This is a genomic window from Dickeya oryzae, assembly GCF_020406815.2.
Classification (GTDB): domain Bacteria; phylum Pseudomonadota; class Gammaproteobacteria; order Enterobacterales; family Enterobacteriaceae; genus Dickeya; species Dickeya oryzae.
In genome coordinates, this window is the sequence record NZ_CP162670.1 from 3,717,348 (window position 1) to 3,731,196 (window position 13,849).

Sequence of the window (13,849 nt, forward strand, 5' to 3'; positions counted from 1 at the left end):
GTTTCCTGTTAACCGCTACGGATCATTACACCACATACATTTCCAGATTGTTTCCACGCTTTATCAAGAAACCATCAAGGTTGCTGAAAAACCAACGTTATCTCAGGCAACAGGCTTCCTAATCTTACGCCACCGGTAATTCAAGGGTAAAACACATGCCCCCCTGCGGATGGTTTTCCGCTGTCAGGCTGCCACCAAGCGCACCACAAATCGCCTCAGCGATGGACAACCCCAGTCCGCTGCCGCCGGAATGGCGCGCCCGCGAAGTATCCGCCCGGGAAAAACGCTCAAAGATATGCGGCAGGAAGGCATCACTGACGCCGGGCCCGTAGTCACGAAACTGGATACGCCATCGGTCCTGCTGGCGTATGACGTCAATCCGTTGTGTCTTCCCTTCCGCCGCATAACGCAAGGCGTTATCCATCAGGATGGTAAAGACCTGCCCCAACCGGAGCGGATCCGCCAGACAGTACCCTTCCTCATCGGCATGCAATGTCACCGTGAAACCGGCCGCCTCCGCATTGGGCTTCAACCAGGCGATACGGTCACGCAGCAGTTCCACCGGGTTTAGCCGGGTTTTGTCGATAGCCAGTTGTCCGGCACTGGCCATCGAGAGTAAATGCAGGTCTTCAATCAGTCGGTTAAGGTTGAGCATCTGGTTCATCACCATTTGCAACTGGTGGGGATCCGGCTGAAAAACCCCATCCAACATGCCCTGCAACCGCCCCATCGCAGCCGTCAACGGCGAGCGCAACTCATGCGCCATCGCCACATGCGAGGCATGCAACTCACGCTCGTAACGCTCGAGTTGTGCGGTCATGGCGTTAAAGTCATGGGTCAGCAACGTCAGCTCGGCGGGCGCCCCTGGCACCATGCGGGCGCGGGTGGAAAACTGCCCGCGCGCTACCTCGCGCGCCGCCACAGCCAGTTGACTGAACTGCACCGATAATGGTCTCGCCGCCCATAGACCCAGCATCACGATCAACGGGATAGCAACCAACACCAATACCCCCAAAATCAACCAATCTTCAGAGGCAATAGAGAGGTCGAAGAGTTTGGGGCCGAACCAGGTCTCCAGAATGTGGTAGTAGTGGGTGCGGTCCAGTTCAGGATTAGCGCGTAATATTTCGAATTCATTACGCACGGCTTCCGGCATACTGTGCACTACCCACAGGCTCCAGATAATAAAACGCAGCCACATACAGGTAGCGATCAGTACCACTGTGCCTATCGCCAGCGACAAAATCCGCAGGCAAAGCCAGCGCCATAACGAGAGAGGAGGTAGCGTTTTCATGGCTGACGAAACCGGTAACCCACCGCGCGAACCGTCAGCAGAACCCCGCTAATCCCCACCGCTTCGAGTTTTTTGCGCAGATTATAGATGTGCGTATCCACCACCCGCTCCAGCGCATCGCTATCGGGCAAGCAGGCTTCCAACAGTTCCTGACGGGAAAAGGCTCGAGTCTGCGCCCGCAATAGGGTCGTCAGCAGGCTAAACTCTGTCGGCGTCAGCTCCAGCGGCTGACTATGACCTTGTGTGTCAGTCACCGCCGCCAGCATCGCATCCTGATCGACCACCAACGGACCAAAGCTCAGCGTCTGGCCTGGCGTCATCGCACCGCTAGTGCGTCGTAATACAGCCTGAACCCGCGCGACCACCTCACCAGGGTGATAGGGTTTAGTGACGTAGTCATCGGCACCGTAGCGCAACGCACCAATCTTATCGGTGTCATCCCCCATTGCGGTCACCATGATAACCGGGATGTCGCTTTTACGACGTAAAGCCGTCAACACTTCAGTCCCGTTCATGCCCGGCAGCATCACGTCGAGCAGGATCAGATCGGGCTTTACTCGCAGCGACATTTCCAGTCCGCCAACGCCGTCACTTGCCAACAGTACCTGAAAATTATCACGTTTCAGGTACGCTTCCAGCACGCTGGCAGCATCCGTGTCATCTTCGATTATCAGAATGCGTTTCAGACTCATCATGGCCCTCTTGATAATTTCTTCATCATTTACTGACGGGGTATTGACGCTAATGTGTATACTTCGACACTTCGTACAAGGAAGCACAAAAGCGCCAGAATAAAACACCACGACAAGGCAACATCACGTTCCCGTTTTAAGGAGTTCAGACAGGATGATAGTGCGACATATCCCCTTTTACATAGCTACTCTTTTCTTGGCCGCCAGCAACACCAGTTGGGCTGACGATACCTCGCCAGATCAACAAGATGGCGTGACTGTCGGCCTTGCCGCTCACAATGCGCCGCGCTACAGCGGTTCCGATCAGCAAGTCTGGAACCTGCTGCCGGTGATTCAGGCTCGTCAGGGGGCTTTCTTTTTCGATACCGCCAAAGGTGCCGGCTATGACCTGCAATTCGGCCAGTTTTATCTCGAGCACACGCTAGGCTACAACCCAGGCCGAACCGACAAAAACTCCACGTTCCGTGCCGGCTCTGACAAATTACGCGGTATGGGAAAAATTGATGGCGTACTGAATACCGCAGTGGCGATCGGCTGGCAATTTAACAGCCAGTGGTCAGTGGAAGCGAAGGCAACGCTGCCGTTAACCGACAGTCAGGGTGTGCAATACCAGACGTCGCTGACCAGCATTCTGTTCCAGAATAAGTCAGACACACTAGGCGCACAGGGCATATTGCTGTTCGGCGATGCGCGCAATAACAACCTGTTTTACGGCGTCAGCCAGCAGCAGAGCCAGAACTCGGGTTATCGCGTCTATCAGGCTGGAAGTGGCCTATACGGGCAGTCTGTCTCGCTGTTCTGGTCACATCAGTTCGACTCACACTGGACCACCCTGCTCAGCGGCGGTTATACCCACCTGAACGATAAAGCCTCAGACAGCCCCATCGTGTTTCGCGCCGATCAGGGTGAAGGCACCGTTGCCGTTAGCTATACGTTCTAATCCAGGCTCTCCTCGCCTCTGTTCTCGTCGGTGCCAGACGCTAAGCGCTGACGAGAACACTGAGTCTCCCCGGGTTCTCGCTGAAAAAACAGTGCTGATACCATCACGGTACTGTATTATACAGCGGCTATCCGGTGAGGCTATCGCCACTGGATGACAAGTGCGTCACTCCATTTTCCACTCCTTCCTCGATTATGGCTTGATACGTCGACCGGGTAGGTTCGTTTTCATTTCATGGGTCACGTATGGCATAAAAATCCAGAGAAATAACATCTTAAGGAAAATAACAAGAGCACAAAAAGCTAAACAGAACGACAACAACATAAGAAAAAGCGTCTGGCAAATTGAAAATATAAAACTGACTGAAATAGAATAGCCGCGCTGCTCCTGAGCGTTATTCAGACAGCACTCGCTTTTGGCCTTTTTGACAAATTAATCAGGGTTATCACGTCATGAAAAAAGTCTTTATCACCGGGGCCACAGGTTTCCTTGGCGGTGCTATTATGGAAAAAGCGTTACAGGACAAGCAGATCGAAAATATATTTATGCTGGTCAGAGCTGAAACGCAGCAGGATGGACTTAAACGAATTCTCAATAATCTGCGTAAATTTGATATTCCAGAATCGGTATTATCTCGTTTAACTGCAGACAATATTATCGTTGGTGACCTGGCTGAACCGGAGTCTTTTCTACAGAACCCGGTACTGGACAGTATCACCCATGTCATCAACAGTGCGGCCATCGCCTCATTTGGCAATAATCCATTAATTTGGAAAGTTAATGTGGAAGGCACGCTGGCATTCGCCAAGCGCATGAGCCAGGTTGCTTCACTGCAAAAATTCATCCAGATCGGCACAGCGATGTCGTGCGTTCCGGAGCAGGATCAGGTGGTGGAAGAATGTGGTCATCTGGATACGGAAAAATCACACATCGTCGAATACACGCTGTCCAAAGCAACCATCGAAAACCTGATGCGTGAGCACTGCCCGGCTATGCCGTTGCTGATCGTGCGTCCATCCATCATCGTCGGCCATTCACGTCTGGGCTGTAAACCGTCGAGCAGCATCTACTGGGTGTTCGAAATGGCGATGAAACTCAAGAAATTCATGTGTTCACTGGATGACAAAATCGACGTCATTCCGGTGGATTTCTGTGCCGACGCGATCCTGCTGCTGATGCATTCAGAACAGGCCGTTAACGATATCTACCATATTTCCGCAGGCGAAGCTTCCAGCGTCAGTTTCAACGAGGTAGATGAAGCGATGGCACAGGCAGCTGCACGTCCGCCGATGGGCGAAGCCTACCGTCAGGTCAGTTACCCTGATCTTATCAAACTGCGCAGCAGCTTTAGCGAGCTGTACGGCCCTTGCAATGAACGTCTGATGCTGCGTGCGATGCGTCTTTACGGTTCATTCGCCCAGTTAAATGTGAAATTCAGCAACCGTAAACTGTTGCAACTGGGTATGAAAACCCCGCCACGCTTTACCGAATACGTGGGTAAATGTGTGGAAACGACCCGTCATTACAGCGTACCGGAACTGATGACGGTCGATTTTAAATAACCGTTCCCAACACTGGCCCCGTGATTACCACTGAAGACAACGGGGCCAGTGCAGACTCTGCCTACTCTTCCTTTTTCCCACTATTCATCAATCACTTCCCGTCTTGAGCAACGCCACATCGCCCTTGGTAATAAGCCGCCGGGTTCACTAAAAACTCTTTAAGAAACATGGCTAATTCACAATAGGAATAGGTTTAAAAAACAAAGCCAATCAGGAATTAAAAATAACGCTTTACTATCAATACCGTTAATCAATTCCAACAATAATAAAACCAACAATAATAAAACCAATAATAATAGAAATATCCCCGTCATACTTTAAGTTGCAGGTGTGTTGGCTGCGCTCGCTCACCCGAATCACTTACCTGAGTAAGCTCATCGGGATTCACTCTCTTGCCGCCTTCCTGCAACTCGAATTATTTTGGGTATAGCATTGGGATTATTTTTTATTTCAAATGCGAAATATAATAACGCCCTGCAATGTCAGGGCGCTAATTGATATATCATTTTGTACTCGTGTGGTGCTCTGTCACGCGGCGTCAATAGACTGGCGAGACCCTGGACACACCAATTGACGGCTCTTGATGTGATACATCTCCAGATTCGGGCGCAGGAAGAACGCCATTTCCCACGGGTTTTTATTGATGAACGCATGGCGCACTTCTTCAAACAACGGCGTTGTCGGGTCAATCAGATGTGCATCACCTTCAATCAGGGTGTAATTCCACTCGATCGAACGCTCAAAGGTATAGTGCGAGCGCTCATCCATCGCGAAGAAACAATGTGGATTACGTTTCAGTAATTTGGATTTGAAGGTTTCCGGGAAGGTAATCAGGAAAATATCGTCCTCGACCGAGGAGAGAAACGCCAGCACCGTGGTATGCGGCTGCTCTTCAGCCATCGTCACCAATACGCCGACTTTATTGGTGAAGTCTTTGCGCTCGGTATCGGGCAGTGACGTCATCGCCGTCCAAGGCACCGGTCGTTCCGGGCGATTATCAGTTGGGAACACGTAACCCGGCTCACGAATATCCACGACCGGGGTGAACCCGTGCAACAACTGGCATTCGCGCGGTGCCAGAATAACCCAATCTTCATCTACGCTGACCACACGTCCCTTGTACGACGCACGGTAGACCGAAATATTGGCATCGAACTCATCAACACCGGTGCGATTATCAAGGTGTACCGTCGCCAGCGTCCCCACCGTCAGGTCATGCCCTTTGGGGAAGAACACCCGCAAGCTGTTATCCGCACGCGGATACACCCCACAGATATGAATTACTACATTTCCTTGTTGATAACAGGCCAGCACCCCCAGCACCTGCTTACCCAGATACGTCGTCAGACTCATGTTGCAACACCTTATTTTATTATTCTCATTACGAAGACGTCAGGCTGTGTGTAAAGTCGCCGCGGCGTCGACTGGCTGGGCGTTATCGGTCCATCACGTCAGCCGTTTCCACCCTATGCAAGCGGAAGATTGACTGTCAAGGCGTTTACCGCCTTTACCATTTCATCGACCCATATGTGAATTTAACTCACACAACTGTGATTTTTTCGGCAGAGATACTCTCTTTTCACACAGGTATGCTCACCTCAAACACAGCAATCCCTACGCAGAGGTCATCTATGAGCGACATCCTGATCCTTATTCTCGGTCTGTTCGCGGGCAGTGTCAGCGGCATTGTCGGCACCGGCGGCTCCATCATTCTGCTGCCCGCACTGGCGTGGGCGTTCAGCCCACAGGCCGCGGTGCCCATCATGGCGATCGCCGCGACCATGAGTAATATCTCCAAAGTTATCCTGTGGCGTAAGGCCATCAATTTACGGGCGTTGGGTTATTACTGCCTGCCGGGCATTCCGGCATCGATCATCGGTGCCAGCCTGCTGTGGGTGATGCCGGTACGTTTGTCGAGCCTGTGTATCGGCCTGTTCTTCCTGTTGCTGATTCCACTACGTCACCTGGCCCACCGACGTGCTTTCACGCTCAATGATAGTCAACTGGCGATGGCGGGCGGCGTAGTCGGCTTTCTCACTGGCGTCGTCTTTTCCACCGGTCCACTGACGATACCGTTGTTCGCCGGTTACGGCTTGCTAAAGGGCGCACTGCTGGCCACTGAGTCTGCGGCTTCGCTGGTCATCTATCTGACCAAAGCCTCCACCTTCGGGGTGATAGGTGCGCTACCGTGGTCGGTGCTATTGGCAGGCGTGCTGGTCGGGTTAACACAGGTCGCCGGGGTGTACATCGGCAAACGCTTCGTACTGCGCCTGTCAGACACCCTGTTTAACCGACTGGTGGATAGCATGATGCTGATAGCTGGTCTCTCACTGCTGTGGGAAACTGTACCTGCGCACTAACGTGGCGACGATAACGACAAAAAATAATCGAGGTATTCCCGATACTCGTTACCCAATGTCGGCAACGCCTGAAAATCGAAAAAGCGTACGTCCTGCGACTCGGTTTTATCCACCACAATATCGCCTTGCCAGTCGCGGCACACATACAAGGCCGTCAGCACATAGATCTGATCCTGATTGGGCAAGGTGAAAAAGTGGTCGGGGCCAGAAAACATTTTCAGAAAATCGAACCTATTGAGTTGCAGCCCGGTCTCTTCACGCACTTCGCGAATCGCGGTCTCTTCCAGTGACTCCCCCAGTTCCAGTAACCCGCCGGGCAACCCCCATACCCCTTCCAGACGATGCTGCAACAGCACCTGTCCACGCGTGTTTAGTAAAATCACGTTAGCGCCCGCCAGCAGCAGCGGACGATGCCCTATCAACTGACGCATTTCCTGCACATAATTCATGACATACCTCTATTCATAGCGAACCTCTATTCATGGCGTACCTCTGCTGACTCAGCCGCGTACGGATTCGGTCATGTATCCACGTTAACGCGGGTGCATGACAATAATGTGTGGTGTCAGCCAAGGTGCGTGGTATCAGTCAGACCGTCTCCGTGCTGGCGACCTGTTCCAACAGCCACTGTTCGAAGCGGTGATGCAGCCGGGTTTTTGCCAGCCCTGCAGGCGTCAGTAAATAATAGGTACGCTCGGCGACACGCAGCGCCGGCAAGGGAGCCACCAACCTGCCGAGTGCCACATCACGCGCCAGTAACGGCAGCGGACCCGGTCCAACGCCCAACCCATCAATCAACGCCGCATACGTGACGTAGAAATGATCAAAACGCAACCAGTTAAGCGTACCGGGGTCCACTAACCCACCCACATCGAACAGCTGTGACCAAAAGCCGGGGCGCGTTTCGGTATCTAACAACGTATGGTTTACCACGTCGCCGAGAGCAGAGAGCGGCTGATGCGCCAGCAATGAAGGGGCGGCCAGCAAGGTATAATGCTCCTGCATAAACGGCAGCGCACTGAAACGATCGCTATTAAACACCCCGAGACGGATCACCAGATCAAAACCGCTGGTCATCGCCAGTTGCTGGGTCGTGGCGGTATGGATCTGGATAAGCGTTTCAGGATTAGCCTGATAAAATGCAGGTAGTCGAGGCGCCAGCCAGCGCATGGTAAAGGTCGCCGGTGCGCTGATACGCAATAACTGCGTTGCCTCACCGCGGCCATAGCGGCGGGCCGCTTCATCCATGACTCCCAGTACGTCGTTCATCTCCTTGGCAAAGGCCTGCGCATGCAGCGTCGGCACCATGCACTGCCCGGATCGAACAAACAGTGTCTGCCCTAACCAGCTTTCCAGGATACGAATCTGTCGGCTGATAGCGCCGTGGGTCACATTCAATTCTTCAGCGGCAGCGCTATAACTGCCTGCCCGACAGGCAGCCAGAAACGCGCGCAACGCAGGCAGAGGAGGCAGTCGGTGCATGGGTCGTCGCTTTATGGGATTACACACCGTCAGACTGTATCACAGTCTGGAAAATACACCGTGACCGCCCGGTATAACACATGCCTGATTGGCATAAGGACTGACTGGCCTGTCATGTAGCAGACTTGTATGATGATCAGCCAAATAGATAACAAACCATAGCATTATCAGCAGTACCTTTCAGGGAATACTGCCTGGCGCGTTACCGCCAGCCTGCACGGCATCCAGCCTATTTATCGAGGACGTTATGACAATCAGGCGTTATCCACACCTTGCCCATTGGGGCGCGTTCACCGCTGTTGTTGAAGACGGCAGGCTTATCCGCTGCGAGCCGTTTGCAAATGACCCGGACCCGTCGCCCATGCTCGACTCCATCGTACCGCTAGTCTATTCCGACAAACGTATTCGCAAACCGGCGGTGCGCCGATCCTGGCTGGAAAAACGGGAGAACAGCGATCGTACGCTGCGTGGTAAAGAACCGTTCGTCGAAGTGGACTGGGACCTCGCGCTGGATCTGGTGGCGGAAGAAAACCGCCGGGCACGCGATCGTTACGGCGCTGACGGTCTGTTCGCCGGGTCATATGGCTGGTCGTCCGCCGGGCGCTTTCATCATGCCCGCTCTCAGGTACGACGTTTCTATTTCTCCGGCGGTGGCGCGGTAGACCAGACCGGCAACTACAGTTGGGGAGCGGCACAATTCTTCCTGCCGTATGTGATAGGCACCTTCCACCCGCTCACCGGCAAAGTGACCGAGTGGCGTAGCGTGGCAGATCACTGCGAACTGTTTATTGCTTTCGGCGGACTGGCGCTGAAAAACGCCCAGGTAGCCTCCGGTGGTGCCGGGCACCACACGCTGAAACCGGCGCTGGAAAAACTGGTGGCGCGCGGCATTCCGGTTATCAACATCAGCCCCATGCGCGATGACTGCCCGGCATTCGTCAACGCAGAGTGGATCCCTATCCGCCCTAATACCGACGTAGCATTAATGCTGGCGCTGGGCTACGAGATACAGCGACGGGAAGCGCAAGACCGTGACTTTCTTGAGCGTCATTGCGTCGGTTACGCACAACTGCGTGACTACCTCAATGGGCACAGCGACGGTATTGCCAAAACACCGGCATGGGCCAGCGCCATCACCGGTATCCCGGCTGCACGTATCGAAAAACTGGCGCAACAGTTGATCGGTGTACGCAGCTTTATCACCTGCTCTTACTCGGTGCAACGCGCCCATCGTGGCGAACAGCCTTACTGGATGATGATCGCACTGTCTGCCATGCTCGGGCAGGTAGGGTTACCGGGCGGTGGTTTCTCGTTTGGTCACGGCTCGATGAACAGCGTCGGTAACGAGCGCATGACATCCCCCGCGCCCGCGTCACCCTCCGTCCCCAATCCCGGCCAGTCGATTCCGGTCGCGCGTATCGCCGACATGTTGCTCAACCCCGGCAAACCCTATACGTTTTGCGGTGAGCAACGTACTTATCCCGATATCCATCTGATCCACTGGGCCGGTGGTAACCCATTCCACCATCACCAGCAGCTTAACCGGCTGGTTGAAGGCTGGCAGCGCCCGGATACGGTTATCGTGCAGGATATCGTCTGGACTGCTGCCGCGCAGATGGCCGACATTGTGCTGCCTGTCACCACTTCGCTGGAAAGAAACGACATAGGCGGCTCCTCACGGGATCGTTTCGTGTTCGCCATGCATCAGGCGATTGCGCCACAGCATCAGGCGCGCCATGACTACGACATTTTCAGCGAACTGGCCCAGCGTTTAGGTTATGGCGACGCGTTCACTCAAGGTGGCCGTACCGAGCGTCAATGGCTGGAAACGATGTACCTCAACTGCCGTGAGCGTCAGGGCAGCGTAGGCGAAAGCTGGCCTGACTTCGACGGTTTCTGGCAACAGGGCTACGTGGATATCCCGATGGATGAGAAACCGTTCGTGTTTTTCGAAGAATTCCGCCACGACCCGGTGAAACACCCGCTCAACACGCCCAGCGGCAAAATCGAGCTATTCAGCAGTACCATCGCCGATTACCGTTACCCGGATTTCGCCCCGCATCCGCAGTGGCAGCCGCCGGTAGAATGGCTCGGCGCAGACGTCACACAACGCTGGCCGTTGCACTTTATCTCTATCCAGCCAGCCGATCGGCTGCACAGCCAGTTAGGCAGCACGCCGCAGGTTAGCGCGAACAAAACCGCCGGGCATGAAACCCTGTACATGCATCCGCAGGATGCGGCGGCTCGCGGTATTCGCCACGGCGAACGGGTGGAAGTACGCAACGAGCGTGGACGCATCTACGCCGGGGTGGACGTGACCGATGGCGTCACACCGGGTGTGGTGATCATGGCGACCGGTGCCTGGTTTGAGCCCGGTTTCGGTCAGGCGCAATGGCACGAGGTGGAACAGTCTGGCAATGCCAACGTGCTGACCCGTGATATGGGGTCATCACCACTCACACAAGGCCCTAACGCCATGAGTTGCCTGGTGGATGTGATCGCGCTTTGAGTAACATCCCTGTACCAGCCATAAAAAAACGCCCGCGGTTATCGGGGGCGCTTCCTCTCTATACCCGTCATACTTCAAGTTGCAGGTGTGTTGGCTGCGTTACTCGGCCCACTTCACGGGCCTCGCCCTTCGGGCCGCTGCAAGCAGCGTTCAAATCGGCGCATGCCGATTTGTCGTTCACCCGAATCACTTACCTGAGTAAGCTCATCGGGATTCACTCTCTTGCCGCCTTCCTGCAACTCGAATTATTTTGGGTATATAACTCGGATCAATGCTTATCGTGCGCTTTTTCAGCACCGTGATGAGCATGGCGTGACAGCCAGTCCAGATACCCCATCACAAAAGCAGACAACACAAACGTCAGGTGAATAATCACATACCACATCAGCTTGTTGTCCGGCACGTTTTTAGCATCCATAAACACCCGCAGCAGGTGAATAGATGAAATCGCCACAATTGATGCCGCCACTTTGTTTTTCAGCGAGCTGGAGTCCATTTTCCCCAGCCAGTTTAGTTTTTCTTTGTGCTCGTCGATATCCAGCGCCGAGACGAAGTTTTCATAGCCGGAAAACATCACCATTACCAGCAGCCCGCCCACCAGCGTCATGTCCACCAGCGACAACAGCGTCAGGATCAAATCGGATTCCGCAATGGAGAAAATGTTCGGCAAAACAAGCCAAATCTCTTCAAAGAACTTGATGGCCAGCGCCAGTAATCCCAGCGACAACCCCAGATAAACCGGAGCCAGCAGCCACCGTGCAGCGTACATCGTATTTTCAAGAAAACGTTCCATAGCGCCTATCAGGTACAGGTTTGAGAGAAAGGCATGATAGCGAAAAAACTCGCCAGAGTGTTATTCAAATATTCACCGATATAGCATATTGATTTTTAATAAAATAAACCCGTTTTCACCGAATTATACCGTCAATACCCCGAGTAAAGCCGCTCCATAATAGAATCGACAACTATGAACCCGATAGCCCCCGTCTTCTCACCACTGTCGCCCATACAACGCTGAATGAATAGCACAAGCCAGGGCAGACCCACAAAACAAAAACGCTGCACAGTTGTGCAGCGTTCTGAAAGGTGAGAAACGATATATCTCCTGTCACTTCACCGTGGTAAAGCATCCGTTCTCGGTTCCCTGGTGTCGGATGCATGACTGTTTGCGTCAGAGACGCCATCAACAATCAATTAGCACATCAGCTATATGTAATTCTTATATTTGGTTATCTGCATGACACAGATTAATTAATTTATCTAAACGTTATAGCAATAAAAACATCCAAGTCAACACATTAATAGACACTTTATGATCTTTAATGTCTATTTTTAATGACTGCATTACAACAACCACCAATCTATTGAATACATCCACGCTTTTTTATGCGTTTTTTCCAGTCTGTACGCGGCGTGACAGGCCTGACTATCTGATATTTTTTTACCTGACAGGGATAGGTGAAACTAACGCGTTATCGTAAAATGAACCCGTCTGAGAACTGACCTGAGAAGGGATGACCATGAAAACAACGAATGCTCAGCGCAAAACTAATATCATTAAAAATATTGAATATCTGATGCGTACCCGAGGCGAAACCAAAGCCTCATTTTCTAATCGTACCGGGGTAACGCGCACCACTATCTACAAAATTCTTGAAGGTAGGGTCAACAAGGTCCAGCAATCCACCATCAATCGCATTTCTGATTTCTTCGGCGTCTCCTGTGAAGAAATTGAAGATTACGATCTGGAAAAGGTGGAACAGCTGAACAAGACCGTTTCATTTGACGGTAACAAAAACCCGGCGGCGATTCCTATCATCCCGCAGTCACAACTGCTATCGGTTCGGCAGAACAAGATTGGTCAGTTAGCGGTCCAGTATCCATTGACCTGGTTCTTCGGAGAAGAAGCCAACATGGTGGCGGTACAGGTGGAGTCGCCGATTGGTGATGCGTTCCATCCCGGCGCGTTGTTGCTTCTGCGCCGACCACCCGCGCTGATGCCAAATACGCCGATACTCTACCACGCTCCTGATGTGGGATTTTTCGTCGACATCCCCGACCCGGCAGCAGTGGCAGACAAAAGACGCCCGGAGGACACTATCCTGCTGGGATATATCATAGAGGAAAGGATATAAATGGATGCAAACAAGAAATTCAAGCTGCTGGGGTTTAACCACAGTGGTGAGTTATCCGCCAATATAATGGTGCTGTCGACCGGTAAGATGATCCATATGGATCTCAAGGAACTGGTCGATAGCGAAATTTCTGATGACCTGAGCCGACACGAACTCAATGCATTGTATAAAAAACTCTATGCCGGCAAAGACATTACTACCGCCTACGATCTCAGCGACAGAAATGAACGCTCCTGGTATGCCTATCTTCTGATCACGGTCATGTTGAGCGTTATCTACATTTTTTCCAATGTTGCCGGTTCCAAACCCATTTTTATTCCTTCGCTGAACATGGTGGTTCCAACCGCAATATTTATCTACCCGTTCACCTTCATACTGGTAGATATTCTCAATGAGTTCTATGGGTTACGTCTCGCACGGCGCACCATTTATGTCGCGTTTTTCTCCAACGTATTCTTCGTCATCAGCCTGTGGTGCACCACCCTCATTCCCAGCTTACCCGAATGGGAATTAGGAAAAACGTACAATGGTATTACCGAAAGCATCATGTCAGTGTTGGTGGCCTCATCGCTGGCTTACCTGATTTCCGAAAACATCAACGCCTGGGTGCTGCACAAAATCAAGATAATGACCAAGTCGCGTTATCTGTTTATCCGCGTGATCACCAGTACCGTTACCGCTTCGGCCGTCGACAGTGTGATTTTCTGCACCATCGCGTTTTATAATGTGCTGAGTTTTGATGTGATCCGTACGATGATTCTGTCGCAATTTCTGGTTAAAGTGGTCTATGCGGTGTTGGGCGTCGGCCCGATTTACGGTACCCGCAGGCTGTTCAGAAAATACATTCATGCCGTACCAGCAAGGAACTGAGCGAT

The 13,849-nt window shown here is 52.6% G+C and carries 12 protein-coding genes; 6 read left to right on the plus strand and 6 right to left on the minus strand.

Features of this window, described 5'->3' with window-relative positions:
• Nucleotides 1–124: 124 nt before the first annotated feature.
• On the minus strand, nt 125–1,294 hold the full coding sequence (locus LF929_RS16280; RefSeq protein ID WP_226092990.1) for a cell wall metabolism sensor histidine kinase WalK: 1,170 nt from the start codon (nt 1,292–1,294) through the stop codon (nt 125–127).
• A complete protein-coding gene (locus LF929_RS16285) occupies nt 1,291–1,986 on the minus strand; it encodes a response regulator (protein ID WP_038903489.1) in 696 nt (231 codons plus the stop codon). The genes LF929_RS16280 and LF929_RS16285 overlap by 4 nt, the downstream gene beginning before the upstream one ends.
• 154 nt (nt 1,987–2,140) lie before the next feature.
• On the opposite strand from LF929_RS16285, the gene LF929_RS16290 reads away from it, so the two are divergent.
• Nucleotides 2,141–2,926 (plus strand): MipA/OmpV family protein, encoded by a 786-nt coding sequence (locus LF929_RS16290; RefSeq protein WP_226092991.1) that lies wholly within the window; start codon nt 2,141–2,143, stop codon nt 2,924–2,926.
• A 452-nt stretch (nt 2,927–3,378) separates the two neighbouring features.
• The gene (locus LF929_RS16295; protein ID WP_038903487.1) at nt 3,379–4,488 is read left to right on the plus strand and encodes an SDR family oxidoreductase; all 1,110 of its coding nucleotides are present in this window, start codon (nt 3,379–3,381) and stop codon (nt 4,486–4,488) included.
• Between the two features lie 528 nt (nt 4,489–5,016).
• Here the strand turns inward: LF929_RS16295 and LF929_RS16300 are convergent.
• Nucleotides 5,017–5,841, minus strand: a complete 825-nt coding sequence (locus LF929_RS16300) for a hypothetical protein (RefSeq protein ID WP_038907189.1) — start codon at nt 5,839–5,841, stop codon at nt 5,017–5,019.
• Nucleotides 5,842–6,119: 278 nt separating this feature from the next.
• Here LF929_RS16300 and LF929_RS16305 point away from each other — a divergent pair, with 278 nt between their 5' ends.
• Entirely contained in the window at nt 6,120–6,848 is a 729-nt protein-coding gene (locus tag LF929_RS16305) for a sulfite exporter TauE/SafE family protein (protein ID WP_226092992.1), read from the plus strand.
• Here the strand turns inward: LF929_RS16305 and LF929_RS16310 are convergent.
• Nucleotides 6,845–7,297, minus strand: a complete 453-nt coding sequence (locus LF929_RS16310) for an NUDIX domain-containing protein (RefSeq protein WP_168365035.1) — start codon at nt 7,295–7,297, stop codon at nt 6,845–6,847. The genes LF929_RS16305 and LF929_RS16310 overlap by 4 nt on opposite strands.
• A gap of 139 nt (nt 7,298–7,436) precedes the next feature.
• Nucleotides 7,437–8,330 carry a LysR substrate-binding domain-containing protein gene (locus LF929_RS16315; RefSeq protein WP_226092993.1) on the minus strand — a complete coding sequence of 298 codons (894 nt, stop codon included), beginning with the start codon at nt 8,328–8,330 and terminating at the stop codon, nt 7,437–7,439.
• Nucleotides 8,331–8,577: 247 nt separating this feature from the next.
• Between LF929_RS16315 and LF929_RS16320 the strand changes: the two genes are divergently transcribed.
• Nucleotides 8,578–10,839, plus strand: a complete 2,262-nt coding sequence (locus LF929_RS16320; RefSeq protein WP_226092994.1) for a molybdopterin-dependent oxidoreductase — start codon at nt 8,578–8,580, stop codon at nt 10,837–10,839.
• A gap of 268 nt (nt 10,840–11,107) precedes the next feature.
• Here the strand turns inward: LF929_RS16320 and LF929_RS16325 are convergent, their stop codons facing one another.
• Complete coding sequence (locus LF929_RS16325; protein WP_019844402.1) at nt 11,108–11,632, minus strand: TIGR00645 family protein; 525 nt, start codon at nt 11,630–11,632, stop codon at nt 11,108–11,110.
• A 727-nt stretch (nt 11,633–12,359) separates the two neighbouring features.
• Between LF929_RS16325 and LF929_RS16330 the strand changes: the two genes are divergently transcribed.
• Together LF929_RS16330 and LF929_RS16335 are read left to right on the plus strand one after the other, a co-directional pair.
• Nucleotides 12,360–12,974: a helix-turn-helix transcriptional regulator gene (locus tag LF929_RS16330; RefSeq protein WP_038903478.1), complete on the plus strand. Its 615-nt coding sequence runs from the start codon at nt 12,360–12,362 to the stop codon at nt 12,972–12,974.
• Nucleotides 12,975–13,844: a queuosine precursor transporter gene (locus LF929_RS16335; protein ID WP_038903476.1), complete on the plus strand. Its 870-nt coding sequence runs from the start codon at nt 12,975–12,977 to the stop codon at nt 13,842–13,844.
• The last annotated feature ends 5 nt before the right edge of the window (nt 13,845–13,849 follow it).

Bases quoted from the DNA above. Each gene is read 5' to 3' on its own strand.
- LF929_RS16280 (WP_226092990.1), bottom strand. From the start codon at position 1,294: ATGAAAACGCTACCTCCTCTCTCGTTATGGCGCTGGCTTTGCCTGCGG.
- LF929_RS16285 (WP_038903489.1), bottom strand. From the start codon at position 1,986: ATGAGTCTGAAACGCATTCTGATAATCGAAGATGACACGGATGCTGCC.
- LF929_RS16290 (WP_226092991.1), top strand. From the start codon at position 2,141: ATGATAGTGCGACATATCCCCTTTTACATAGCTACTCTTTTCTTGGCC.
- LF929_RS16295 (WP_038903487.1), top strand. From the start codon at position 3,379: ATGAAAAAAGTCTTTATCACCGGGGCCACAGGTTTCCTTGGCGGTGCT.
- LF929_RS16300 (WP_038907189.1), bottom strand. From the start codon at position 5,841: ATGAGTCTGACGACGTATCTGGGTAAGCAGGTGCTGGGGGTGCTGGCC.
- LF929_RS16305 (WP_226092992.1), top strand. From the start codon at position 6,120: ATGAGCGACATCCTGATCCTTATTCTCGGTCTGTTCGCGGGCAGTGTC.
- LF929_RS16310 (WP_168365035.1), bottom strand. From the start codon at position 7,297: ATGAATTATGTGCAGGAAATGCGTCAGTTGATAGGGCATCGTCCGCTG.
- LF929_RS16315 (WP_226092993.1), bottom strand. From the start codon at position 8,330: ATGCACCGACTGCCTCCTCTGCCTGCGTTGCGCGCGTTTCTGGCTGCC.
- LF929_RS16320 (WP_226092994.1), top strand. From the start codon at position 8,578: ATGACAATCAGGCGTTATCCACACCTTGCCCATTGGGGCGCGTTCACC.
- LF929_RS16325 (WP_019844402.1), bottom strand. From the start codon at position 11,632: ATGGAACGTTTTCTTGAAAATACGATGTACGCTGCACGGTGGCTGCTG.
- LF929_RS16330 (WP_038903478.1), top strand. From the start codon at position 12,360: ATGAAAACAACGAATGCTCAGCGCAAAACTAATATCATTAAAAATATT.
- LF929_RS16335 (WP_038903476.1), top strand. From the start codon at position 12,975: ATGGATGCAAACAAGAAATTCAAGCTGCTGGGGTTTAACCACAGTGGT.